The following is a 23,528-nucleotide window of genomic DNA, read 5'->3' as shown; positions in this document are numbered from 1 at the left end:
TTACCTCCGGTCAGGTGAGCCGCGCCGGCCCTCCGGGGTCGGCGGCTCACGGACTCAGCGATTAGTTGGTGCACAAATCATTTGTGTACTAATTTTTATACCACGCCCGTCGTACGGAGGTGCATGTGACCGGCTTCGCCGACATTCCGGACCCGTTGTCCCTGGAACGCCAGGTGTGTTTCGCACTGTCCGTCGCGTCCAGGAACGTCATCGCGGTCTACCGTCCCCTGCTGGAGCCGATGGGCCTCACCCATCCGCAGTATCTGGTCATGCTGGCGCTCTGGGAGCACGCGCCCCTGGCCGTGAAGGACCTCAGCCGGATGCTCCAGCTCGACCCGGGCACCCTCTCCCCGCTCCTGAAGCGCCTGGAGGCGGCCGGGCTGGTCCGGCGTGAGCGCGACCCCGAGGACGAGCGCGCCCTCGCCGTCGTCCTCACCGAGGCGGGCCGTGACCTCCGGTCCGACGCGAAGGGGATCCCGCCGGCGATCGTGGCCCGGCTCGGCATGGGACTGGACGAGCTCCAGCACCTGCACGAGTCGCTCATGCGCGTGATCGCCGCCGCCAACGCCGCCAACAACGGCCACGCCCCGCACGAGCCGGCGCCGACCGGCGTCAGGACCCGATGAGGACGTCGATCAGCGCGGGGAACGCGACCCCCGCCCCGTAGAGCGCGAACGGGACGAGGAGCTGGAGGCAGACGGCGAGAAGGCACCCTTGACCGCCTCCGAGCGGGGACGGCGGCGAGCCCTGCGGGCCGAGCCCGCGCCACAGCGATCGGGGCTCGGAGAGCAGGTAGGCGACGGCGCCGATCTTTCCGACGGTGAACAGCCAGAACCAGGCCCAGCGGTTTCCGAGCCGGGGCCTGGCGGTGCCCAGCATGATGAGGAGCGTGGCGATCCAGGCGGCCGCCACCGCCCAGCTCGCGTGCGGCAGGGGCACCCGGAACGGCCAGGAGGGGAAGATCCCGCGGCCGGGCCGGTCCTCGGCCCGCCGTATCACCGGGCGCGGGTCGGACACGGAGGCGTCGGCGTCGGAGATCTCCGGGGCGACGTCGGCGAGAAGGCCGGCCTGCGTGTAGGGACCGTCGCCAGGCCACGGCGACCGCGCCCGGTACCAGAACAGCGGCGCCGTGGACCAGCGCACCTCCCGCAGTTCGGCGCGCGCGTCACCGCCGCCCGTGTAGATCACGTAGGTGACCCGTCCGGCGGCGAGGTCGGCGCGCAGATCGGCGAGGTCGCGTTCGCGGGGCGCGACACTGAGCAGGGCGACGAGGCCGCCCCACACCAGCACGACGAGCAGGAGCACGCGCACCCACAGCCCCGCGATCCGGTACGGCTCCCGGTACTCCGCCACGCGCTTCCCCCGATCGTCTTGGCACCCCGCACTCTTCTGGATCATCTCGTACCGAACCGTGCCGGATGCCGGGAATTCGTGGCATTCGACCAGAATGCGGGGGCGGGCGGTCCCTCAGTCGTCGAGGGCGTCCGGGTCGAGGGGCGGGTCGTCCACCGCCTCGGCCATGGTCTCGATGAGCCGCAGCACGGCGCGGCAGTCGCCGACCGCGTTGTGGTCGCCGCCGGGCAGCGCGTGCCTGCGCCAGTCTCCGCGCCGCTCGTCCCACTGGCCTCTGAACCAGCCGTACACGGTCATCGCACACTTCCAGGAGAAGCCGCGCGACCAGGCCATGGCGTAGTCGAGGCTGCGGACGCGGGCGACCTCGGCGCGCAGGAGGCGTCCGTCGTACCGGCTGTTGTAGACGATCACCGGCCGGTCGGGCGCGGTGAGCACCGTGCTCAGCTGAGGCAGGACCTCGCCGAAGGCGGGCTGCCCGGCGACGTCGCGGTCGTGGTAGCCGTGGATCGCGGACGCGTCGGCCGGGATGGGCACACCGGGGTCGACCAGCGTGTCGAGCAGGACGTCGCCGCGCATGTCGACGACGCTGACCTGCACCGCGCGGTCGGTGTTCGGGTCGGTGCCGGTGGTCTCGGTGTCGAGGATGACGGCGTTGGACCGGAGCATCGCGTCGGCCCACCGGATCGCCCTCCAGCGTTCGGCCTCGAGATCGATCGTGTCGTGGTCGCGGTAGAGTTCGAACTCGCGGCCGTCGATGACGACGAGCGCGACGGGCGGTCTGACCGGCAGGCGGCGTCGCTTCGCGAGCTGCCCCTTGGTGCGGAGGTCACGGGCGTTGGCCTGCCGCCAGGTGAGCCGGGGCAGTCCCTCGGGCGCGACCGCGGGGGAAGTGGTCATGATCGCGATATAACAGTCGCCACCGACACTTTCGCGCCCCCGCCTCGCGCGGCACGTACGGAACGAGCGGCGGAAGGCGGCCGATGGAGCAGGGCGCGGGCATGGCAGAACGGCCGGAGATGCCGGAGGCGTGGCCGCACACCGTGGCGGACGCGGAGGCGGAGCAGGAGCGGCTGCGCCCCTTCGTGGACCTCGCCGACCCCGGGCCGGAGACCGTCCGGTACGTCGCGGGCCTCGACGTCGCGTATGAGGGCCAGGACGAGGGCGACCGCCTCACCGCGGCCGTGGTGGTCCTGGACGCGCGGACCCTCGACGTGGTGGACCAGGTCGTCGTGCGGGAGCGCGCCCGGTTCCCGTACGTGCCGGGCCTGTTCGCCTTCCGCGAGCTGCCGCCGCTGCTGACCGCGCTCGACCGGGTGCGGGTCACGCCCGACCTGCTGGTCTGCGACGGGTACGGCCTGGCCCACCCGCGCCGGTTCGGCCTGGCCTGCCATGTCGGCGTGCTGACCGGGCTGCCCGCGATCGGGGTCGCCAAGACGGCGTTCGTCGGCCGCTACGACGTCCCCGCCTCGGAACGCGGCGCGTGGGCGCCGATCGTGGAGCGCGATGAGGTGGTCGGGCGGGCGCTGCGCACGCGTACGGGTGTCAAGCCGGTCTACGTGTCCCAGGGGCACCGGATCGGCCTCGACAACGCCTGCCGTCACGTGCTGCGGCTCACTCCCGAGTACCGTCTGCCCGAGCCGATCCGGCTGGCCGACCGGCTCTCCCGCTCGGGGGTGCCGGCCGCCTGACCCGCAGGCGTCAGGCGGTCGCGGCGAGCATCCCGTGCGGGTCGAGCACGTACTTGCGGGCCGCGCCCCTGTCGAACTCCGCGTAGCCGCGCGGCGCCTGGTCGAGCGGGATGGGCGTGGCGTTCACCGCGTCGGCGATGCGTACCCGGTCGTGCAGGATCGCCATCATGAGCCGGCGGTTGTAGCGCATGACCGGGCACTGCCCGGTGGCGAACGCCAGCGACTTGGCCCAGCCGAGGCCGATCCTGATCGGCAGCGAGCCCTGCCGGGCCGCCTCGTCCTTGGCGCCGGGGTCACTGGTGACGTAGAGGCCGGGGATGCCCGCGGCGCCGCCCGCCCGGGTCACGTCCATGATCGTGTTGAGCACGGCGGCGGGGTGCTCCGTGCCGGCCTCGCGCCCGTGGCCGCGCGCCTCGAAGCCCACCGCGTCCACGGCGCAGTCCACCTCGGGCGCGCCGAGGACGCGCTCGATGTGCTCGCGCGGCTCGCCCCGCGACACGTCGGCGGTCTCGCAGCCGAAGCCGTGGGCCTGGGCCAGCCGTTCCTTGTTGAGGTCGCCGACGATGACGACCGCCGCCCCGAGCAGGAACGCCGACGCGGCCGCGGCCAGTCCGACCGGCCCCGCGCCCGCGATGTAGACGGTCGAGCCCGGCCCCACCCCGGCCGTGACGCAGCCGTGGAACCCGGTGGGGAAGATGTCGGCCAGCATGGCGAGGTCGAGGATCTTCTCCATCGCCTGGGCCCGGTCCGGGAACTTCAGCAGGTTCCAGTCGGCGTACGGCACCAGCACGTACTCCGCCTGGCCGCCGACCCAGCCGCCCATGTCGACGTACCCGTACGCCGATCCGGGCCGGCCCGGGTTGACGTTCTCGCAGATGCCGGTCTTGCCCTCCTTGCAGTTGCGGCAGCGGCCGCAGGAGATGTTGAAGGGCACCGAGACCATGTCGCCGACTTTGACGAACTCGACGTCTGGGCCGACCTCGGCGACCTCGCCGGTGATCTCGTGCCCGAGGACGAGGCCCTGGGGGGCGGTCGTCCGCCCGCGCACCATGTGCTGGTCGCTGCCGCAGATGTTGGTGGCGATCACCTTGACGATCGCGCCGTGCGGAACCTTGCGGCCCACGTTGGCCGGGTTCACGCCGGGGCCGTCCTTCAGCTCGAACTCGGGATAGTCGATGGCGTGCACCTCGACCGTGCCCGGACCCTCGTAAACGACGCCCTTGTTCCCCGGCATGCCTGCCCCTCCCCGTCCCGGGCGTACCCGGCCAGGCCCGGCCCGAGGAACCGCGGAACCCCCGGATCCGGCCCGAAGATTGCAGCTCGCTTCATTGTAAATCGCCCATTGATCGCAAAATCGGGCATGCCTGATCAAGAGGGCGTACGGCACCGCCGGCGCAGGTCGTCGACGCGTTCGGTGAGCCCGCGCCGGTCGAGATGTTCGAGCAGCGGCACCATGACGCGGCGGCTGCTGTCCAGCGCCCGCCGCGCCTCGCTGACGGTGAACGGCTGCGGCAGGCGGGCGAGCAGCTCCGCCGCACGCAGGTCCGCGCCGGCCGGGAGCACCACGCCCTCGGCCACCCGCAGCAGCGCGCCGGTGCGCACCGCCGCCGCCACCTCCTTGGGGCCGAGGCCCAGCTCGGCCAGCCGTCCCGCCTCCGGCGCGAGGAAGGGCCGGGCGGCGAGCTCGGCGCGCAGCCGCTCCACCGCCGCGGCGACGGCCGGGGGCAGCGCCGCGGCCCGGTCACCGGACCCGGTCACGATCCGCCCATCGTGGACGGCGAGCGGCGGCGCGACGAGGGACGTGACGAGCCGCCGGTCGGGCAGGCCGAGCGCGCGCCGGGCGACCTCGACCGGCATCCCGGGCTCCAGGGGGTGCTCGGCCGCGTACCGGCCGACCGCGCCGGGCAACCGCTCCCGGAGCCGGATCCAGTGGGCCGGATCGGCGTGCCAGTCCCCGGACACCGGCTCGCCCTCGGGCGCGCACCCCATGGCGCGCAGGTCCGCCGTGCGCAGCAGCCGGTGCGTACGCAGCAGGGAGCGGGCGTCCGGCGCGGCCTCCGCGAGCTCGGCGGCGCGCTCCCCGGCCGCGCCTCTGCGCCGCAACGCGGGCGGCCGGGGGTCGAGCACCGTCGCCCCGGCCAGCACCCGGACGGCCGCGCTGTGTCCGGGGTCGCGCAGGAGCAGGACGTCGCCCAGGTGCAGCGGCAGCGGACGGCCCAGGCGGAGCCGGGCGATCGGCCCGCCGAGCGGCCGCACGTCGCACGCCGCGGCGGCCGACCCAATGTGCGCGGTCAGCCGCGGCGGCAGGGCCGGCCCGTCCTCCCCCGAGTCGGCGGCCGGGCCGACCAGGTGGATCCGGACGTCCACGACGTCGGTCCACGTCCACGCGCCCGGGGTGACGAGCGCCTGGCCTCGTTCCGGCGCGGCGGAGGCGCGCAGGTTGAGCGCCACCCGCGCGACCCCGGCCACGGACGGCACCGCCTCCTTCAGGCATTCGACCGCCCGCACCCGCGCCGCGCCGGAGGGCAGCGCCAGCTCGTCGCCGACCGCGACCGTCCCGGCGGGCAGCGTCCCCGTCACGACAGTGCCGCTCCCCCGCACGGTGAACACGCGGTCGATCCACACGCGCACCGGCGCGCGGGGGTCGGGCGCGGGCAGCCGGGCCACAAGGCGATCCAGCACCGCCCGCAGGCCGTCCAGCCCTTCGCCGGTGCGCCCGCTCACCGCGACCCGCTCCACACCGCCCAATCCGGCGCGGGCCAGCCGCGCCGCCGCCTGTGCGGTCGCGGGCCCCGGATCGGCGAGGTCGGCCCGCGTGACCGCGAGCAGGCCGTGCCGTACGCCGAGGGCCTCCAGGGCGGCCAGGTGCTCCTCCGACTGGGGCATCCAGCCCTCGTCGGCGGCGACGACGAACATCACGGCGGGCGCCGGTCCCACTCCGGCCAGCATCGTGGCCAGGAATCGCTCGTGCCCGGGCACGTCCACGAACGCGAGCCGCTCCCCGGAGGGAAGCGACGTCCACGCGTAGCCGAGCTCGATCGTCAGGCCGCGCCGCCGCTCCTCCTCCAGCCGGTCCGGCTCCATCCCGGTGAGGGCGCGCACGAGCGTGGACTTGCCGTGATCCACGTGACCGGCGGTGGCGACGACGTGCATCACTCCTCCTCCGGAGCCGCGTGCGCGGCCAGCGCGGCCCGCGCCACGTCGCCGTCCCGCGCCGCCGGTACGGCGCGCAGGTCGAGGAGGAGCCGCCCGCCCTCGATCCGGCCGACGACGGGCGGCTCGCCGGTGCGCAGCGGCGCGGCGAGCCGTACGGGCAGGCTCACCGCCGCGCTCGGCAGTGTGACGCCGGGCGCTCCGCCGCCGCCCACGGCCGCCGCGCTGGGCACGGCGCGCGCGTCGAGGCCGGCCCGGGCGAGCGTGCCCGCGAGGGCCGCCGCGCGGGCGGCCAGCTCCTCCGGGTCGGCGCGCAGCGCCTCGGCGACCGGTGTCGCGGGGCCGCGCAGGGTGGCCTCCAGCGCGGCCAGGGTGAGCTTGTCCACGCGCAGTGCGCGGGCGAGCGGGTGCCGCCGGCACCGCTCGACCAGGTCGCGGCGGCCGAGCAGCAGCCCGGCCTGCGGGCCGCCGAGCAGTTTGTCGCCGCTGGCCGTGACCAGGTCGGCGCCGGAGCCGAGCGCGGTCGCGGCGTCCGGCTCGTCCGGCAGCAGCGGCTCGGGGCGGAGCAGGCCGGAGCCGACGTCGGCCACGACGGGCACGCCGAGCCCGGCCAGATCGGCGACGCCCGCGGCACCGGTGAACCCCTCGATCCGGTAGTTCGACGGGTGCACCTTGAGCACGAACCCGGTGTCCGGGCCGAGCGCCGCGGCGTAGTCCTCGCGCGAGGTCCGGTTCGTGGTGCCGACCTCGCGCAGCCGCGCCCCCGTCGAGACCAGCAGGTCGGGGATCCGGAAACCGTCCCCGATCTCGACCAGTTCGCCGCGGCTGACCACGATCTCGCGCCCCCGGGCCAGCGCGGTGGCGGCGAGGACGAGCGCGGCGGCGTTGTTGTTGACGACGTGCGCGTCCTCGGCGGCGGGGACCGCCCGCGCCAGCGCGTCGAGCGCGTCCCGTCCCCGCCGGGCCCGCCTGCCGGTGGCGAGGTCGAACTCCACGTCGGCGGCCCCCGCCGCCGCCGTCACCGCCTCGATCGCCGCCGCCGACAGCGGCGCCCGGCCGAGGTTGGTGTGCAGCAGCACACCGGTCGCGTTGATCACCGGGCGCAGGGCGGCGGCGCGCGCGGGCAGCGCCGCGACCGCCGCCCGGACGACGTCGTCCGGGCTCAGCTCGCCGTGCCGTACGCGCCGCTGGGCGGCGGCGACGGCCTCCTTGACGGCCGCTCTCCCGAGGCGTCCCTGCGCCGCGACCAGTTCCGGTGCGGCCAGCACGGTGTCGGTGCGCGGCACCCGTCTGCGTCGATCCACCGTCCGAACATAGGACGCAGCCGGAGCCGAACCGAAGCAGCCGAGCCGCGAACCGCGGCGGGTGTCATCCGCCGCCGGGCGCGCCGTCGTCGCGGGAGCGGGCGGCGCGGCCGCGGTAGGCGCGCGCCGCGAGGACGGCCAGGGCGACCAGGACGAGCGCCAGCGGCAGCGCCGCGTCGGGCACGTGGCCGGCCACGTCCCGGAGCCACACCTGCAGTGAGAACTGCTCGTCCACGCCGGACAGCCCTCCGAGGGAAGCGGTGCCGTCCGTGACGAGGAACAGCACGCCGATGGCGATGAAGAGCAGCCCGGAGACCAGGCTGGTGGTGTGCGTGCGCAGCGGGCCGAGGCGGATCGGCCGGCCCCGCAGCCAGGACCTGCGGCCGAGGTCGAAGCGGTCCCACAGCAGCGCGAGGACGAACAGCGGCACGGCCATGCCGAGCGCGTAGAGCGCCATCAGCGCCGCGCCGTACGCGGGCGCGCCCCCGGCGGCGGAGACGGTCAGCACGCTGCCGAGCAGCGGCCCCGAGCAGAACCCGGCCAGGCCGTAGACCGCGCCGAGCGCGAACACCGAGGCGGTGGAGGAGATCCGGATCCGCGCCGCCGCCCGGCCGGCCGCGGCCACGCCGAAGCCCTTTCCCAGGACGGCGGCGCCGCCGAGGACGATCAGCACGACGCCACCGACGGTGGTCGCCACGTCGCGGTAGCGGGTGATCAGCGCCCCGATGGCGCCGACGCCCGCGCCCAGCGGCACGAGCACGACCGCGAGCCCCGCGTAGAACACCGCCGTGCGCCGGGCCAGCGTGCCCACCCGGTCGAAGGCGTACGCGAAGAACGACGGCAGCAGCAGCGCCGAGCACGGGCTGACGAGCGAGAGCAGCCCGCCGAGGAACGCGCCGAGGAACCCGACCTGCGTCATCCGCCCGCCGCCGCCTTGTCGATCATCGCGGTGAACTCCTCGATGGGCTGGGCGCCGAGCAGCGGCTGCCCGTTGATCAGGAAGGCCGGGGTGCTCGGGACGCCGAGGGCATTGCCCTCGAGCATGTCCTTCTCGATCGCCTCGTCGAACGCGCCGCCCGCCATGTCCTTGGCGAACCGGTCGAGGTCGGGCACCCCGGCCTGCTCGGCGAACTTCCGCAGCACGGCGGGGGTGAGGTCCGGGTGGCCGCGGTCCGGCGCGGCGCCGAAGAGCGCGGCGGCGAACTCCTTGTACTTGCCCTGGGCCCCGGCGGCGCGGGCCGCCTTCGCCGCGTTGATCGACTGCTCGCCGAAGATCGGGAAGTCGCGCCACTCGATGCGCAGCGTCCCCTTGCCGACGTAGCGCTCGACCAGTTTGGGCTCGGTGTCCCGGCCGAACTTGGCGCAGAACGGGCACCGGTAGTCCGAGTAGACGACCATCGTGACCGGTGCGTCGGTGCGGCCGATCGCGAGGGGGTCGTCCGGCGCGCGGCGGGCGGCCGAGGTCAGGGGGCCCGACTCGGCGGCGGGCGACCCGGACGGGGATGCCTCACCTGTGGAAGTCGCGCTCGCCGCGGGCGCGGGCCGCTTCGCCTCCTCCTGTGACGGACGGCTGACCAGGGAGACGACCAGGGCCACGGCGACCACCATCAGGACCGTGACCAGCACGGTGGTGCGCCTGGCGGTGGTGCGCCGGTCGTTCGTCTCCATAAGTCCTCCGTGTCGCCAGGCGTGATCTACTATCGAACATAGTAGTGACCCCGGGGAGCGCCGGGTCAGGCCGGGCTCACACTGAGGCAGTAGGTCAGTACCCCGAGCGCGACGACCCCGATCGAGACGAGCGCGGGCGCCAGGGCGAGCGCCGCCGCGAGAGCGTACCCGGCGCGGCCGGGCGGCCGTCCCGCCGCCCGCTCCCCGCCGAGCCAGCGGAGCCGCACCTCGACCGCGTCCCTGGACATGGCGAGCGCGGTGCTCGGCGCGCCCCGGCCGACCACGGCGAGGAGCCCGGCGCGTACGGACCCGGGGCCGTGCAGGCGGGCCGCGGCCGCGTCGGCGGCGAGCTCGACCAGCACCCGAATGGCTCCGGGCGCGCGGCGGCACAGCGGCACGAACGGCAGCGCCTCGGCCACGACGTCGGCGAGCAGCACCAGGAGGTGGTGCCGGCCGCGCATGTGCGCCCGCTCGTGCGACAGGATCGCGTCACGCTCGCGCGGGCCGAGCCGGGCGACGCCCCGGGTCGCCACGACGGCCCCGTCCCGCCCGCCGACGCTGTAGGCGAGCGGCGTGTCCTCGTCCACCCACAGGACGGAGCGCTCGCAGCGGGAGACCGCGCGCAGCAGCGCCAGGTGCTCCCTGCGCCACCGCCTGCGCCGCCACGACAGGCGCCCGGCCACCGCGGCCACCCACGCCAGGGCGCAGAAGACCGCCGCCGCTCCGGCCGCCCGCGCCACGTGCTCCCACACCGCCCCGCCGTCGGCGCGTACGACGTTGACGCAGCTGTGGCTCATGCCGATCAGGCCGTCGACGACGTACGCGCGAGGCGCCAGCAGCATCACGGCGGCGACCAGGGCCGTGAGGACCATCAGGGCGATCGAGCTGACCCAGCCCGCCAGGGCGAGCCCCGGCCGCACGCTCGGCGTCACGGCGGTGCGCAGGTAGAACGGGCCGGCGACGCCGATCACGACGGTGGCCACGAGCAGCCCGAGAGCGACGGTCATCCGCGGCCTCCCCGCCGGTTGAGCGCGCGGCGCAGGATGTCGGACTCCTCCGGGGTCGCGGAGCGGGCGAAGTGCAGCAGCACCCGCTCGGCGTCCCCGCTGGAGGCGAGCACGTCGCGCAGCAGTTTGGCGCCCGCCTCGGCGCGCGACTCGCTGGCGGTGTACTCGTAGGCGCGGCCGGCGCGGTTCCTGCGGACCCACCCCTTCCCGTGCAGGTTGTCCAGCACGGTCATGACCGTCGTGTAGGCCAGGGGGCGCGGCGTGTCGAGCCGTTCGAGCACCTCGCGGACGCGCAGGGGGCCGCTCGCCGACCACAGGACGTCCATGACCTTGACTTCGAGTTCGCCGAGACCGCGCATCGCCTCTCACCCTTCCCGAACGTGGGCTCCCGAACGTGGCCGCGAACCGGGCGCGAGAGCCCGCGCGCCGCCCTTGGACAGGACCGCCGGGCGAGCGGGGCCGGGCCCTCCTCGCCGTCCGCCACGGACGACAGTAACGGAGGACGCCGACACCCGGCCCGCCCCGCCTTTCCGCGTCCTCCGCCGCGCCCGGACGGCCCGGGAACGGCGGCGCCGAGCGACCGAGCCTTTACCAGGTCAGGGGAATGACGGGGAGGCAGCCCGCCGGGTTCCCTGTTACGAAGGAGACATAACCCCCACATTCATCCAAGCCGACGCACAGGAGGTCGTGATGATGTGGCTGGAGGTCGCGGTGGAAGCGGAGGGTCCGAACGCTGTCGTCCGTCCGCGCGGTGAGATCGACCTGACCACGGCGGGCATCCTGTGGGACACGCTCGACCGCGTCATCCAGCAGGTGGCGATCCCGAAGATCGAGATCGACATGGGCGACGTGTCGTTCATGGACTGCGCCGGCGTACGAACGCTCATACCGATCAAGCAACACGCCCGGGAGCAGGGCGGCACGTTCGTGCTGACTCACATCCCGCCGGTGGTCGAGCGGCTGCTCTCGGCCGTGGGACTCGACCACGAACTCGAACCGCGCGAGAGGGCCGCCAGGGCCCCGCTCCGCTCCGTGCCCGCGGAGCCCCTCGCCTGGCCATGGACGACCCCTCGATAATTACGCGTCACGCATATTTGCGTGCTCAGAATCTTTGCGGATCGCGCAAGAAATGCTACGGTCCTCGGCATGGACATCGAAAGTGAGCGTCCGGGGCTGCGCGAACGCAAGAAGCAGGAAACCCGCATCGCGCTGAGCTGGGCGGCCATCCGCCTCGCGGTGGAGCGCGGGCTGGACAACGTCCGGGTGGAGGACATCGCGGCCGAGGCCGGCGTCTCCCCGCGCACGTTCAACAACTACTTCTCCAGCAAGGGCGAGGCGATCGTGGCCCGGCATTTCGACCGGGCCCGGCAGATCGCCGAGGAGCTGCGGGCACGCCCGGCGTCGGAGCCCCTCTGGGAGGCGCTGGTCAACGCCGTGACGGCACGGTTCGCCCTCGGCCAGGACACTGGCGGCGAGAGCACGCCCGACCGGCAGTGGGTCGACGGCGTCCGGTTGATGATCAATGATCCGGCGCTCACCGGCACCTTCGCCGCGGCGGCGGCCGCCGCGGAGGCCGAGCTCGCCGCCGCGGTCGCCGAACGTACGGGCACCGACGCCGCCCTCGACCTCTACCCGCGGCTGGTGGCGGGCGCCGTCGGGGTCGCCATCAGGGTGGTCATGGAGCGGTGGCTGAACGCCGAGCCGCCCGTCCCGGCCGCCCGGCTCCTCCATGACGCGCTCGGTCAGCTCTCGGCCGGCCTGCCGGTCCCCCCGAAGGGGCCGTCCCGCCGCTGAAAATCCCCCTTTCCCCGCGTACGAGAAGGACCCCCCAATGGACGTCGACGTCGTCATCGCCGGAGCCGGGCCGAACGGGCTGATGCTGGCCTGCGAGCTGAGCCTCGCGGGCATCCGGCCGCTCGTGCTGGAACGCCTGCCCGAACGCACCGAGGAGAACCGGGCCAACGGCCTGGTCGGCCAGGTCGTGCGGATGCTCGACCGCCGCGGGCTGCACCGGCGGCTCAGCGGCAGCCCCGAGCCGCCCCGCCCCGGGCCCTCCTTCGTGTTCGGCGCGCTGCCGCTGGACCTGAGCGTCCTGGAGGACAACCCGCTCTACGGACTGCCCGTGCCGCAACGCCGCATCGAGCAGGTGCTGGAGGAGCGCGCCGTCGAGCTGGGCGTGGAGATCCGTCGCGGCCACGAGCTGACCGGCCTCACCGAGGACGACGACGGCGTGAACGCCGACGTCTCCGGCCCGGGCGGCCCCTACCGGGTGCGCGCCCGCTACCTCGTCGGCGCGGACGGGGGCCGCAGCCACACCCGCAAACTGGCCGGCATCGACTTCCCCGGCGTGACGAGGGACGACACCGTCCACCGCACCGCTCAGGCCACAGTTCCCGCGGCGCTGGTCGACCCGGCGACCGGAGAGCTCGACGTGCCCGGGTACGGGCCGATCCCGCCGTTCCGGCACCACCGCACCGAGCGCGGCATGTTCGTGTACGGGCCCTTCCCCAACCGTCCGCCCCTGGTGGGCACGACGGAGTGGCCCGCGGCCGGCGACGGCGCGGAGGCCTTCGACGCGCCCATGACCCTCGACGACCTGCGCCTGAGCGTCCGCCGCGTGCTCGGGGCCGACCTGCCGCTCGCGCCGCCCGACGGCCCGGGTCCGCACATGCTGCGCCGGCTGGTCGGCGGCAACACCCGGCTGGCGGACCGCTTCCGCGCCGGCCGGGTACTGCTGCTCGGCGACGCCGCCCACGTCCACTCGGCGATGGGCGGCCCCGGCCTGAACCTGGGCCTCCAGGACGCCGTCAACCTGGGCTGGAAACTCGCCGCCGAGGTCCACGGCTGGGCGCCGCCCGGACTGCTGGACACCTACGAGAGCGAGCGGCGACCGGCCGCCGAGCGGGTGATCACGCAGACCCAGGCCCAGTCCGCCCTGGTCGCGCCGGGCGCCGAGGTCACCGCGCTGCGCGCGCTTTTCGCGGAGCTGCTCGCCGACCGGGACGCCGTACGACGCGTCGCCGAACTCATGGCGGGGGCCGACATTCGCTACGACATCGGCGGGGCGCACCCGCTGACCGGCCGGTGGGCCCCCGACCTCACGCTGGACACGGGGAGCGGCCCGGTCCGCCTCGCCACGCTGACCGAGAACGCCCGGCCCCTGCTGCTGGACCTGACCCCGGACGCGTCGATCGCCGGGGAGGTCTCCGGCTGGCAGGACCGGGTGGACGCGGTCCCGGCCCGCGTTCCGGAGGCCGCCTCCGCCGTCCACGATCGGGCTCCGGTCACGGCCCTGCTCCTGCGGCCGGACTGCTACGTCGCCTGGGCCTCGGATTCGCCGAATCCGGGTGCCGACGAGCGCGCGGCCTTGCGCGCCGCGCTGACCCAATGGTTCGGAGCCCCCACGAGCCGGTAAGCGCGCGCGCTCACTGGTCACTCACCGCTCCGGCTTTTCTCCCGATGGATCTTCACGAGGGTATTGAGAAGATTTCTTTGCACAGTTATCTTCTCATCCATGGTGGAGATCCAACGGAGAGACCTGTCCGACCCCGAGGCCCTCAAGGCGCTCGCCCATCCGCTGCGCCAGCGGCTGCTCACCCGCCTCCAGCGGCGGGGCCCGGCCACGTCGGCGATCCTCGCCGACGAGTTCGGCGAGGATCGCGGTGCCACGAGCTACCACCTGCGATGCCTCGCCCGCTTCGGCTTCATCGAGGTGGACGCCGACCGCTCGGCGGGGCGGCGGAAGTACTGGCGGGCCGTCCCCCTCGACCTGCGGCTGCCCGGCCGCCCGGCGGACGCCGACGCGGAGGCGGCCGGGGCCGAACTGGGCCGGCGGTGGCGCGAGCAGGGCGAGCACGACCTGGCGGCGTTCCTCGCCGACGAGCGCGCCTTCGGCGAGTTCGGCGACGCGGCGCTGAGCTCGATCGGCGGCGCCACCCTGACGGCCGCCGAACTCGCCGCCTTCACCGAGGAGTACGTGGCGCTGCTCAACCGCTGGCGCCGCGATCCGGACGAGGCGCCCGAGGGCGCCCGGCACATCACCGTGATCTTCCACGCCTTCCCCACACCGTGACGGGGCGAGACGCGATGACCGAAGCCCCGGCCCGCCGGCCGTCTCTGTGGCGCAACCGCGACTTTCTCGTCCTGTGGAGCGGCCAGATCGTGTCCACCCTGGGTTCCCGGGTCAGCGCGATGGCCATGCCGCTGCTCGTGCTCTCGATCACGGGGTCCGCGGCCGACGCCGGCGTCGTGGCCGCCGCGTCCTCCCTCCCCTACCTGGTGGCGAACCTCCTCGCCGGCGCCCTGGTCGATCGCTGGGACCGCCGCCGCGTCATGCTGGCCGGTCAGCTCGCCGCGGGGACCGCTCTCGCCAGCGTCTGCGCCGCATGGTGGCTCGGCGCCCTCACGCTGCCCCACCTGGTGATCGCCGCGTTCGTCCAGGGCACCTGCTTCGTCTTCAACGGCCTCGCCGAGAAAGCCGCCCTGCCGCAGATCGTGCCCGCCCCGCTCCTGCCCGCCGCGATCGCGCAGAACGAGGCCAAGACCCGCGGCGCCGGTCTCGCCGGCCCTCCCATCGGCGGCGCTCTGTTCGGCATCGGCCAGGCCGTCCCGTTCCTGGCGAGCGCCCTCTCCTATCTGGTCGCCGCGTTCGCCCTGCTGTTCGTACGGTCCGACCTGCGAAGCGAACGCGCGGAGCCACCAGGATCGCTCTGGCGCGACACCACGGCGGGCCTGCGGTGGCTCTGGGGGCACCCGCTGATCCGCGCCGCCGTGCTCCTGGTCGCGGCGAGCAACATGATCTTCGCCGGGCTCTCCCTCGTGCTCGTCGTGCTCGCCCAGGAGATGGGCGCCTCCGCCGCCGAAACGGGGGTGATGATGGGCGTCTACGGCGGGGGCGGGCTACTCGGCGCGATCGTCGCCGGCCGTCTGCACCGCCGGTTCAGCCCCAGAACCGTGATCATCGGCGTCAACTGGGTCTGGGCCCTGCTCCTCCCGCTGATCGCGGTCGCCCCTCACCCACTGCTGGCCGGCTTGATCGCTGCGGCCCCACGTTCAAGCGCGTGCCACAGGCGTGCCAGACAGGGCGGTCAGCGAGGGGCATTCGCGGGGACTCACGGATGGCGTCGTACATCTCCCGACCTGCACACCAGCAGGTTGCGCGAGGGTGGCCTGAAGCCTTCCAAATTGGCTACGCGGGTTCGATTCCCGCCGTGCCCGTCATGTGCCAGATGGTTTCTCGTGCCCAATCGGCGGCCGGGCGTGCGGCCTGGGGGTCGGTCCCGGCCGCCAGACAGGGCGGTGACTGTGGGACAGGTCGCCATCAAGGCCATGGCAACCATCGTGCAAGCGATCGGCCGTAAACACGAGTTGCCACAGCGAATCGGGCCCGGCCCGGACCCAACCCGCAATGGAGAAGACGATGCGTACTCCTCGGAAGAGCATGATAGCCATCACGATGGCCCTGGCCGCTTTCTCGGTGACCGTCCCATCGGCGCGCGCCGACGACTCCTACAAGTACCGCGCCTATCACGACGTGAGCGGCGCACGGGTGTGGGACAGGCTCCCCATGCATGCCTCGGGGTTGCATCCGATGGCTTTCTCGGTCGGGCGGCAGAACGGACAGGAGAGATGGGCGATCTTCTCCGACAACAGGCCCGGCCCCGAATGGCAGCTGACCGTGACGGCCAGGGGGGACGCCGTCTATCAGCAGGAGTTCGACCGGTTCACCGCGATGGGCTACCAGCCCACCATGGTGACCGCGACGGGCAGCGGCGGGCAGGACGCCATGTTCACCGCCATCTGGGAGAAGAAGACGGGCAAGTTCTTCGCCCGCCACGGCAGCAACACCACCGGCTTCAACCTGGCCGACGTCCAAGCGCGACGTGACGGCTACATCCCCATCTCGGTCAACATGTACGGCACGCCGCCCAACCCGCGTTTCGCGGCAGTCTGGGCAGACAACCCCTCGCGCGTCACCTGGACCGTGACGACTTCCATTCCCGCATCGGAATACCAGGGCGTTTTCGATGTCCAGGTCAAGGCCGGATACCGGCCGTCCGCCATCGCGGTCGGTCCCAACGGCAAGTCCTACACCACCGTCTGGCGCAACGACAAGATCGGCAACTGGTCCGCCTTCCACGGGATGAGCGCCGCCCAGTACCAGGCGCGGTTCGACGAGATGACGGCCAAGGGCCTGTACCCGACCTGGATCGACATGGAGAACGGCGTATACGCCGCCATCTTCACCACCAGGTGACAGGACTCTAAGCGGACCAGTAGGCGGGGACGGAGAGTGCGCCGGCCGCGCCGACGAGGCCGGCGTCCTGACCGAGCTCGGCGAGGACGACAACGTCGGTCATCAGTCGGGGTGTTGCCGTATAGCAGCGGAGTACAGCAACACCCCCTCACACGATCACACCCGAACGGCCCGCATCTACCGGCCGAGCAGGACGAGGAGCCCTCTACATCGTGACTGGCTCCCGTTTGCAAGCAGGAAGTCAGGGGTTTGAACACCATCCCCGGTGAGGCGAGCGGACCGTCTACGGCTGGCCCAGCAGGAACATCGGCCCCTCGCCCCACAGCGCATCCCACAGCAGTGCCAGCGCCCAGAAAATGCCTGCTCCGATTGCGATACCCAACAGGAGAGTCACCACGACCAGCTTCACCAGCGCGCGCGGAGAGCGCCGGGCTGGGCGCTGGGGAGGCGTCATAGCAATGATCCTTCGTCACCAGTGAGCCATTGCCGGTAACGACCTGTTGCTCTCGGTAGCGGGCGAGGTCGACTGGCGCTCCAAGTGATCAGAAAGCGTAAAGCCCCTGGTAGAAGTGGTCTTGTCTAGAGATCAACTTCCGAACCAGAGGCTTCACGTGCCCACAAGTGTCACATACACCGCGACCTTGAGCATCCAGCGGGAGACCGTGCTGTTCCTGGCCGCTCTCCTGCGCGAGGAGCGCCACCGTCGCGGTACCCGGCGAGGCCGTCGGGCGATCACGTGCTTCACCCAGGCCGTGCTCATCCTGCGCTGGTTTCTGGACAACACCCGGATCAAGCGGCTCGCGATCGATCACGGCATCAGCGGCACGACCGCCTACCGCTACCTGCACAAGGGCATCGACGTTCTCGCTTCCATGGCACCTGACCTACGCCAAGCCCTGGAAGCCGCCAAGAATGCAGGCCTCACGCACGTCAAACTCGACGGCATCGTGATCGCCACTGACCGGGTCAGCACTCCCGGTCCCCATGGCGCCGATCTCTGGTGGTCGGGAAGCATAAGCATCATGGCGGGAATGTCCAGGTCATCTCTGCCCCGGACGGCTGGCCGTTATGGGTGTCGGATGTGCGGCCGGGCCGCGAGCACGACATGACCTGTGCCCGCCGACTCGGGAAGATCACTCAGGCGGCGCTCGTCCTGCTCAATCACGAGCACAACTGGACCATGTCGGCATCACACAACGTGATCTTCAGTTACTGACAATCGCTCATTCTCCCCGAATAGCCGCGAGCCTGCACTTCTGCAGGGGAAGACGACGGACTACTACTCTCAGAGGAGTGCCTGCAACGGGTAGTCCGCAAGCCCGAATGAAGCATTCGAGTGCGAGGGGGCCAAAGTGTCTCGTCCAGGAAGACCGGATGTGCGCGCGACGCACGCGCGGGAAATGGCTGCGCAAGTCGCGGCTGGGCTCAGCCTCCTGGGCCTCTGGATCAACTTCGTCCTGGCTGGTCTTATCGCCATGATCGGGCTAGTCCTTGCGGGCATCGGGGTCAAGGGGAACGTCAATAGAATGAGCATCTCCTACCGCTGGGTTGCAGCAGTCTGTCTGATTGTTCTCGTTGTCGTGGCGATTCGCTGGTACCTCTCGACTCCAGTGGAGTACGTTGTCGACCGAACCACGCGGCTAGGCGATGCGATTCCGAGCCCTGTCAATAACTAGCCCAGTCCTCCAGAGATTTCGCCGCAAAGCGGCCGAAAGGAAGACTGAGTATGCGGATCTCAATCCACCGATTCGTCGCATCAATCTCGGGCATCGCCGTCCTTCTCCCGGCGAGCGCGACGAATGCCGCCCCCAGCTGCCGCTCCCAAGACAACTCCTACCCGTCGATCCACGAAGGCGCATTTTCGTCGTGCAGCAGTAACGTGTACGGGTATGTGCACACGGTGCGCCTCACGTGCACAGTCAAGGGGCAGGAAAACCACTACACAGTGGATGGTCCATGGAAGCTCGTCGGCACCAACAAGGATGACCAGTCCATCGCCTGGCGTGACTGGTGGGACACGCTGACCTGGCACCAGTCGATCGTCACTGCGGTCAACACCCTCTCCAGTGAAGAACAGGCGCTGCTTTTCCAGGGCGGCTCCTGACCGAAACTCCGCGCAGTGCGCGGCGGAGAACCGCGGCCGGGTGGGTGGTCGAGGTCATCATCACGTCCATCCATGTTCGAGGCCTGGTCGCCATCGTCCCAATATGAGGTCGTGCGATCTCCAGCCTGTCGGCTACCGCCAGTAGCTCTGTAGCGGGCCCCTTGGAGACAAGTAGAGCCGTCCACCTCTTGAATGGGGTGGACGGTTCTCCTCCGTGTTCCTGGACGACAACAGTCCGTTGCTCTTCAACCACTTCTCCCACTCGGCGACAACACGTTCCGCCAACTCGGCGGCATCAACCACCTGGCCGTTCGACGCAAGCTCCCACTTGTGCCAGCCGAGCGTCATAGGCGGAGAGGCCTGCATCTGGGCGGCGCCGGCGACGATGGGCGCGAATTGATTGGGATCATCAGCGCTTTACCGGAACGAGTTCTTCGTGCAGCCACGGAGCCTCACTTGTGGGGCCGGGACGTCCGGCGAAGGCGTACTCCGTCGAGGGCGAGGTCGAGCAGTTGGCCGGCCTGGATCGGGCCGTCGGGTTCCCCTTCCGTGGCCAGGGCGATGGCGCTGACGAGTTTGAGTAGTTGGGTGATGGTGGCCTCGGGGCGTATGGCATTCGCCTGGCGGGCGCACGCAAGGAGTTCGTCGCCGGCGTTGATGATCATTGCGTGGCAGGTGCTTCCCAAGGTTGGGTCGCCGTGGCGGTCCCCGCGCATCAGCGATGCCCCGAGGCCGCGGTTGGCTACAGCGTGTGCGCCGACGGCGCGGAGCCAGGTAGCGAGCGCGGTTCCCGGGTCGGGGTCGGAGAGCAGGTCGTGCGCCGTGGCGCAGAGGGCCTCTACTCGGCTCTTGAAAACGGCTTCCAGGAGAGCCTGCCGGGTGGGGAAGTGCCGGTGGAGGGTGGCCGAGCCGACCCCGGCATTCCGGGCGATCTCCTCCAGGGAGGCCTCGGCGCCGTGTTCGGCGATGACTGTCTCGGCGGCGGCCAGAATGCGGTTGTAGTTGCGGCGCGCGTCGGCACGCATCGGCCGCGGAGCCGGGGCGACTGCGTCCTTGGGCACGGGATCTCCTGATGACTTGCTAACTGGGGTGGCCCTCCATATCGTATCGAACGATAACCGGAGGGCCACCCCAGTTATGGGGATGCGTCCTTCGTCGGCGTGGACGAAGTCGAGGAGAGACGTGGATTCGACAGCAAGGACCATCATCGTGGTGGGGGCGACCGGTCTGCAGGGCCGGGCGGTGACACAGCACCTGCTGAGCAGCGGTTGGCAGGTGCGCGCGCTCACGCGTGATCCGGACGGGGCGCCGGCCAGGGCGCTGGCGAGCATCGGCGCGCACATCGTGCGGGCGCGGATGGAGGACGTCGCGTCCTTGATCTCCGCAGCGCAAGGCACCTACGGCATGTTCAGCGTCCAGCCCACCGTCGGCTCTCCCGGCACCGCGCCGGGCTTCAGCGCCGACGACGAGGTCCGCTGGGGGATCAACGTTGCCGAGGCGGCACACGCCGTCGGCGTCGAGCATTTCGTCTTCACCTCGGTCGCCGGCGCAGACCGTCACGGTGGCGAAACGCTGCCGGAGAACCTGATCAGCAAGTGGCGGATCGAGCAGCACATCGCCGGACTCGGCTTACCCGCGACGATCCTGCGGCCGGTCTCCTTCATGGAGAACTTCACGAGCGAATACGCCCTGCAAGACGGAGCGTTGACCACCGCCCTCGCGCCCGAGGTTCCTCAGCAGATCATGGCCGTGGACGATGTCGGCTTCGTCACCGCGCTGGCGTTCTCCCGGCCCGAGGAGTGGATCGGCCGCGCGGTCGCGCTGGCGACGGACGAGCTCACGCCGGTCCAGATCGCCGCGACCATCGAGCGCGCGCTCGGACATCCGCTGCCGTATGCCCGGATCCCGATCGATACGATCCGGGCCCTCAGCGGGGACTTCGCGTTCGCCTATGAGTGGCTCAACGGACGCGGCTACCGCGCGGACATCCCCGCCACTCGCCGGATCCACCCCGGGGCGATGGATCTGCGCACCTGGCTGGAGCGCACTGGCGCTGCCCAGATCGCCGCCTTCCTGGCCACCCAGCGCACCGCGGAGGAGCAGGCGTGAGCGCCCGCGAGCGCGCCCTCGGGCGCATGGGGATCTGGGCGGGCGACCTCGACAGCTACCCCGCGACAGGAGTCCGCGAAGCCGCCGCCGCGATCGAGGACCTGGGCTACAACACAATGTGGTTCGCCGAGACCACGGGGCGAGAGGCCATGGCGCAGGCCGCGATCCTGTTATCAGCCACCCGGCGGATCACCGTGGCCGCCGGCATGACCGACATCTACGCACGCGACGCGGTGACGACCGCCGCCGCCCAGCGCACCCTGGAGGACGCGTTCCCCGGGCGATTCCTGCTCGGTCTGTGGGAGAGCCACCCCAGCCTCGCCGCGGACGTCCGCGGCCACCACTTCAGCCCACCACCAGCAACGATGTGCTCCTACCTCGACGCACTGGACACCGCCCCCTTCGGGCCACTCACCACAACGGTCCCGCCCCACCGCGTGCTCACCGCCCTTGACCCCGACATGCTCGCGCTCGCCGCCGAACGCACCCGGGGCGCCAACGTGCTGGGCATGCCTGTCGAGTACACCCGCATCGCCAGGGCGACGCTCGGCCCCGACGCGCTCCTGGCCATCACCCAACTATGTGTGCTGAGCCCCGACCGCTCTCGAACTGTCGAACTGGCCCGCACCACGGCAGCAGCGACCCTGCCCAACCGCCGCACACTCCTGCGCGACCTCGGATACAAGGACGCGGACACACTCGATGAACGACTCGTCGATGCGATCGTGGCCCACGGCCCTGCCGAGGAGATCGTCCATCGCGTCCATCAACACCTTGACGCCGGAGCCGACCACGTGAGCCTCCACCTGCTCACCGCGACCCCCACCACCCCGCCCGTTCGCCAGTGGGAGCGACTCGCCGCGCACCTCATTGTCTGATCCCGCGCATTCGGGCCAGGGAACAGCGAGGGCGACGGGCACGCCCTTGCGGGCGCTCTGAATCGACCGGCGCCTCCTCTGCCCTCCGGCCTCAGCGCCGGGTGGTGACGCGGCCGCCGTGCCGTGCGTACCGGACGTGGACGAGGGCCCACACGGCGAGCGCGAGCAGGCTGATCGCCCCGCCCAGCACGCACACCGCGCCCCAGCCGGCGGCCGCGTAGACAGCGGTCGAGGCGATGGCGCCGGTGGCGCTGCCGATCGAATAGAAGACCATGTAGCCGCCGATCAGCCGGCTGCCCGCGTCCGGGCGTACCGCGTAGATGACGCTCTGGTTCGTGACGTGGACGGCCTGGACGGCCAGATCGAGCACGACCGCGCCGACCGCCAGCGCCCACAGTGACCGCTGGGTGAAGGCGAGGGGCAGCCAGGACACGGCGAGCAGGGTCAGCGCCGTGCCGGTGGTCCACTCGCCGAGGCCGCGGTCATGCAGGCGTCCGGCCGGGGCGGCGGCCAGTGCCCCCGCCGCGCCGACCAGCCCGAACGCTCCGATCGCGGTGTGCGAGAGCGACAGCGGCGCGGCGCTCAGCGGCAGCGCGACGCAGCTCCACAGGGTGCTGAACGCGGCGAAGACGAGCAGGGCGAGCAGGGCGCGGAACCGGAACACGGGCTCTTCGGTGAACAGCGCGATCGTCGACGCCAGCAGCCGCCGGTACCCCATGGACGGCCCGCGCCGGTCGCGGCGCGGCAGCAGGCGGCGCAGGCAGAGGGCGATCAGGAGAGTGAGGACGGCGGAGGCCAGGTAGACCGACCGCCAGCCCGCGAGGTCCGCCAGAGCGCCCGAGACGGTACGGGCGAGCAGGATGCCGACGACCACCCCGCCGGTCACCTGGCCGACGACCCGCCCCCGCCGCTCCGGCCCGGCCAGGGACGCGGCGAACGCGACGAGCGTCTGGGTCACGACGGCGAGGAAGCCCACCACCGCGAGGGCGGCGAGCAGGACCGGAGCGCTGGGCGCGGCGCCCACCACGGCCAGCGCCCCCGCGAGCAGCGCCGACTGCGTGACGACGAGGCGGCGCGGCTCGACCAGGTCGCCCAGCGGCACCAGGAAGAACAGGCCGAACCCGTAGCCGATCTGCGTGAGAGTGACGACGGCGCCGACGGCCGCCGGACCGATCGCGAGGTCGTGGCCCAGAGTGACCAGGAGGGGCTGCGCGAAGTAGACGTTGGCGACCGCCGTCCCGCACGCCACGGCGAACAGCGCCGTGACCCAGCGGGAGGGCGCGGGCGGCGCCGTCCCCTCACCCACCGATGGCGGCGGCGCGCCCTCGCCCTCTGGTGAGGGCGGCGCGCTCTCCCGCGCCCCCTCCCGTGTCCCCACGTGCTCGTCCGCCGTCGTCGTCTCCTGCGGGCAGGTCACAACCCCTCCTCCAAATCGGTTGCATATTGCTACCACTCGAACGCTAGAGGAGATTGGTAGCATGTTGCAACTGGCACTGAACGAGGGAGGACGCGATGGTCAGGCGGACCCGCTTCAACGACAGCGACTGCCCGGTCGCGCGTTCGGTCGACGCGATCGGCGACTGGTGGTCGCTGCTGATCGTCCGCGACGCGTTCGACGGCAGCCGCCGCTTCGGCGAGTTCCAGCGCAGCCTCGGCGTGGCCAAGAACATCCTCACGGCGCGGCTGCGCGCCCTCGTGGACGGCGGCGTCCTCGAGGTCGTCCCCGCGTCCGACGGCAGCGCCTACAACGAGTACGTCCTGACCCCCAAGGGCCGGGATCTCTTCAACGTCATCGTCGCGCTGCGGCAGTGGGGCGAGGCCCACTTCTTCGCTCCGGACGAGCCGCACTCGGAGATGGTCGACCGCCGGGACGAGCGCCCCCTCCACGCGCTGGAGGTGCGCTCCGCCGACGGGAGGCGAATCGGTCCCGACGACGCCGTAGTGAAGAAGGTCGCGCCGCCCGCCGCCGCACGTACGCCCAGCGCTCCCAGTGTTCCCAGTTGAGACA

Annotated in this window: 23 protein-coding genes and 2 pseudogenes; 13 read left to right on the top strand and 12 right to left on the bottom strand. The window is 72.1% G+C overall.

Annotation, left to right across the window (positions count from 1 at the left end; genetic code table 11):
- Positions 1 to 125: 125 nt before the first annotated feature.
- On the top strand, positions 126 to 626 hold the full coding sequence (locus ACQP1V_RS19920; RefSeq protein ID WP_433425173.1) for a MarR family winged helix-turn-helix transcriptional regulator: 501 nt from the start codon (positions 126 to 128) through the stop codon (positions 624 to 626).
- On the opposite strand, the gene ACQP1V_RS19915 is transcribed toward ACQP1V_RS19920, so the two are convergent.
- Together ACQP1V_RS19915 and ACQP1V_RS19910 are read right to left on the bottom strand one after the other, a co-directional pair.
- A complete protein-coding gene (locus ACQP1V_RS19915) occupies positions 613 to 1,353 on the bottom strand; it encodes a hypothetical protein (RefSeq protein ID WP_433425172.1) in 741 nt (246 codons plus the stop codon). The two genes, ACQP1V_RS19920 and ACQP1V_RS19915, sit on opposite strands and share 14 nt — an antisense overlap.
- Before the next feature lie 114 nt (positions 1,354 to 1,467).
- On the bottom strand, positions 1,468 to 2,250 hold the full coding sequence (locus tag ACQP1V_RS19910) for a 3'-5' exonuclease (protein ID WP_084258458.1): 783 nt from the start codon (positions 2,248 to 2,250) through the stop codon (positions 1,468 to 1,470).
- Between the two features lie 101 nt (positions 2,251 to 2,351).
- On the opposite strand from ACQP1V_RS19910, the gene nfi reads away from it, so the two are divergent.
- The gene (nfi, locus tag ACQP1V_RS19905; protein WP_433425170.1) at positions 2,352 to 3,041 is read left to right on the top strand and encodes a deoxyribonuclease V; all 690 of its coding nucleotides are present in this window, start codon (positions 2,352 to 2,354) and stop codon (positions 3,039 to 3,041) included.
- A 10-nt stretch (positions 3,042 to 3,051) separates the two neighbouring features.
- On the opposite strand, the gene fdhA is transcribed toward nfi, so the two are convergent.
- The 7 genes from fdhA to ACQP1V_RS19870 all read right to left on the bottom strand — a co-directional run bounded on the left by fdhA (position 3,052) and on the right by ACQP1V_RS19870 (position 10,532).
- Positions 3,052 to 4,275 carry a formaldehyde dehydrogenase, glutathione-independent gene (gene fdhA / locus ACQP1V_RS19900; protein ID WP_433425168.1) on the bottom strand — a complete coding sequence of 408 codons (1,224 nt, stop codon included), beginning with the start codon at positions 4,273 to 4,275 and terminating at the stop codon, positions 3,052 to 3,054.
- A gap of 134 nt (positions 4,276 to 4,409) precedes the next feature.
- The gene (locus ACQP1V_RS19895) at positions 4,410 to 6,194 is read right to left on the bottom strand and encodes a SelB domain-containing protein (RefSeq protein ID WP_433425166.1); all 1,785 of its coding nucleotides are present in this window, start codon (positions 6,192 to 6,194) and stop codon (positions 4,410 to 4,412) included.
- Complete coding sequence (selA, locus tag ACQP1V_RS19890; RefSeq protein WP_433425165.1) at positions 6,194 to 7,498, bottom strand: L-seryl-tRNA(Sec) selenium transferase; 1,305 nt, start codon at positions 7,496 to 7,498, stop codon at positions 6,194 to 6,196. Before selA ends, ACQP1V_RS19895 begins: the two co-directional genes overlap by 1 nt.
- Before the next feature lie 64 nt (positions 7,499 to 7,562).
- Entirely contained in the window at positions 7,563 to 8,417 is an 855-nt protein-coding gene (locus tag ACQP1V_RS19885) for a cytochrome c biogenesis CcdA family protein (protein WP_433425163.1), read from the bottom strand.
- Positions 8,414 to 9,166 carry a DsbA family protein gene (locus ACQP1V_RS19880; protein WP_433425162.1) on the bottom strand — a complete coding sequence of 251 codons (753 nt, stop codon included), beginning with the start codon at positions 9,164 to 9,166 and terminating at the stop codon, positions 8,414 to 8,416. Before ACQP1V_RS19880 ends, ACQP1V_RS19885 begins: the two co-directional genes overlap by 4 nt.
- Positions 9,167 to 9,231: 65 nt before the next feature.
- Positions 9,232 to 10,173, bottom strand: a complete 942-nt coding sequence (locus ACQP1V_RS19875; RefSeq protein ID WP_433425160.1) for a M56 family metallopeptidase — start codon at positions 10,171 to 10,173, stop codon at positions 9,232 to 9,234.
- Positions 10,170 to 10,532, bottom strand: a complete 363-nt coding sequence (locus ACQP1V_RS19870) for a BlaI/MecI/CopY family transcriptional regulator (protein WP_387415944.1) — start codon at positions 10,530 to 10,532, stop codon at positions 10,170 to 10,172. The genes ACQP1V_RS19875 and ACQP1V_RS19870 overlap by 4 nt, the downstream gene beginning before the upstream one ends.
- A 331-nt stretch (positions 10,533 to 10,863) precedes the next feature.
- Between ACQP1V_RS19870 and ACQP1V_RS19865 the strand changes: the two genes are divergently transcribed.
- From ACQP1V_RS19865 to ACQP1V_RS19840, 6 genes and pseudogenes are all read left to right on the top strand, one after another.
- Positions 10,864 to 11,250 carry an STAS domain-containing protein gene (locus ACQP1V_RS19865; protein ID WP_433425158.1) on the top strand — a complete coding sequence of 129 codons (387 nt, stop codon included), beginning with the start codon at positions 10,864 to 10,866 and terminating at the stop codon, positions 11,248 to 11,250.
- Positions 11,251 to 11,319: 69 nt separating this feature from the next.
- The gene (locus ACQP1V_RS19860; RefSeq protein ID WP_433425156.1) at positions 11,320 to 11,967 is read left to right on the top strand and encodes a TetR family transcriptional regulator; all 648 of its coding nucleotides are present in this window, start codon (positions 11,320 to 11,322) and stop codon (positions 11,965 to 11,967) included.
- Between the two features lie 37 nt (positions 11,968 to 12,004).
- Complete coding sequence (locus tag ACQP1V_RS19855) at positions 12,005 to 13,588, top strand: FAD-dependent monooxygenase (RefSeq protein WP_433425154.1); 1,584 nt, start codon at positions 12,005 to 12,007, stop codon at positions 13,586 to 13,588.
- Positions 13,589 to 13,687: 99 nt separating this feature from the next.
- The gene (locus ACQP1V_RS19850) at positions 13,688 to 14,245 is read left to right on the top strand and encodes an ArsR/SmtB family transcription factor (RefSeq protein ID WP_433425152.1); all 558 of its coding nucleotides are present in this window, start codon (positions 13,688 to 13,690) and stop codon (positions 14,243 to 14,245) included.
- A gap of 14 nt (positions 14,246 to 14,259) precedes the next feature.
- Positions 14,260 to 15,195: pseudogene (locus ACQP1V_RS19845) on the top strand (MFS transporter); the annotation flags it as partial.
- 397 nt (positions 15,196 to 15,592) lie between these two features.
- Positions 15,593 to 16,429, top strand: coding sequence for a hypothetical protein (locus ACQP1V_RS19840; protein WP_433425150.1), 837 nt, complete (start codon positions 15,593 to 15,595; stop codon positions 16,427 to 16,429).
- Between the two features lie 283 nt (positions 16,430 to 16,712).
- Here ACQP1V_RS19840 and ACQP1V_RS19835 read toward each other — a convergent pair whose 3' ends face one another.
- Entirely contained in the window at positions 16,713 to 16,883 is a 171-nt protein-coding gene (locus ACQP1V_RS19835) for a hypothetical protein (RefSeq protein WP_433425149.1), read from the bottom strand.
- Between the two features lie 157 nt (positions 16,884 to 17,040).
- On the opposite strand from ACQP1V_RS19835, the pseudogene ACQP1V_RS19830 reads away from it, so the two are divergent.
- Positions 17,041 to 17,549 (top strand): annotated as a pseudogene (locus tag ACQP1V_RS19830) (transposase family protein); the annotation flags it as partial.
- A gap of 606 nt (positions 17,550 to 18,155) precedes the next feature.
- Positions 18,156 to 18,533 carry a hypothetical protein gene (locus tag ACQP1V_RS19825; RefSeq protein ID WP_433425148.1) on the top strand — a complete coding sequence of 126 codons (378 nt, stop codon included), beginning with the start codon at positions 18,156 to 18,158 and terminating at the stop codon, positions 18,531 to 18,533.
- Positions 18,534 to 18,985: 452 nt separating this feature from the next.
- Here the strand turns inward: ACQP1V_RS19825 and ACQP1V_RS19820 are convergent, their stop codons facing one another.
- Positions 18,986 to 19,594 (bottom strand): TetR/AcrR family transcriptional regulator, encoded by a 609-nt coding sequence (locus tag ACQP1V_RS19820; RefSeq protein WP_433425146.1) that lies wholly within the window; start codon positions 19,592 to 19,594, stop codon positions 18,986 to 18,988.
- Between the two features lie 121 nt (positions 19,595 to 19,715).
- Between ACQP1V_RS19820 and ACQP1V_RS19815 the strand changes: the two genes are divergently transcribed.
- The gene (locus ACQP1V_RS19815; protein ID WP_433425144.1) at positions 19,716 to 20,642 is read left to right on the top strand and encodes an NmrA/HSCARG family protein; all 927 of its coding nucleotides are present in this window, start codon (positions 19,716 to 19,718) and stop codon (positions 20,640 to 20,642) included.
- On the top strand, positions 20,639 to 21,520 hold the full coding sequence (locus ACQP1V_RS19810) for a TIGR03620 family F420-dependent LLM class oxidoreductase (protein WP_433425142.1): 882 nt from the start codon (positions 20,639 to 20,641) through the stop codon (positions 21,518 to 21,520). Before ACQP1V_RS19815 ends, ACQP1V_RS19810 begins: the two co-directional genes overlap by 4 nt.
- Before the next feature lie 91 nt (positions 21,521 to 21,611).
- Here ACQP1V_RS19810 and ACQP1V_RS19805 read toward each other — a convergent pair whose 3' ends face one another.
- Positions 21,612 to 22,937 carry an MFS transporter gene (locus tag ACQP1V_RS19805; protein WP_433425141.1) on the bottom strand — a complete coding sequence of 442 codons (1,326 nt, stop codon included), beginning with the start codon at positions 22,935 to 22,937 and terminating at the stop codon, positions 21,612 to 21,614.
- Positions 22,938 to 23,032: 95 nt separating this feature from the next.
- Here ACQP1V_RS19805 and ACQP1V_RS19800 point away from each other — a divergent pair, with 95 nt between their 5' ends.
- The gene (locus ACQP1V_RS19800; protein ID WP_433425139.1) at positions 23,033 to 23,524 is read left to right on the top strand and encodes a winged helix-turn-helix transcriptional regulator; all 492 of its coding nucleotides are present in this window, start codon (positions 23,033 to 23,035) and stop codon (positions 23,522 to 23,524) included.
- The last annotated feature ends 4 nt before the right edge of the window (positions 23,525 to 23,528 follow it).

The sequence above is a fragment of the Microtetraspora malaysiensis genome (assembly GCF_050947145.1).
Classification (GTDB): domain Bacteria; phylum Actinomycetota; class Actinomycetes; order Streptosporangiales; family Streptosporangiaceae; genus Microtetraspora_A; species Microtetraspora_A malaysiensis.
The sequence above is the reverse complement of the archived record's forward strand: the minus strand, read 5'-3'. Positions and strand labels throughout refer to the sequence as shown.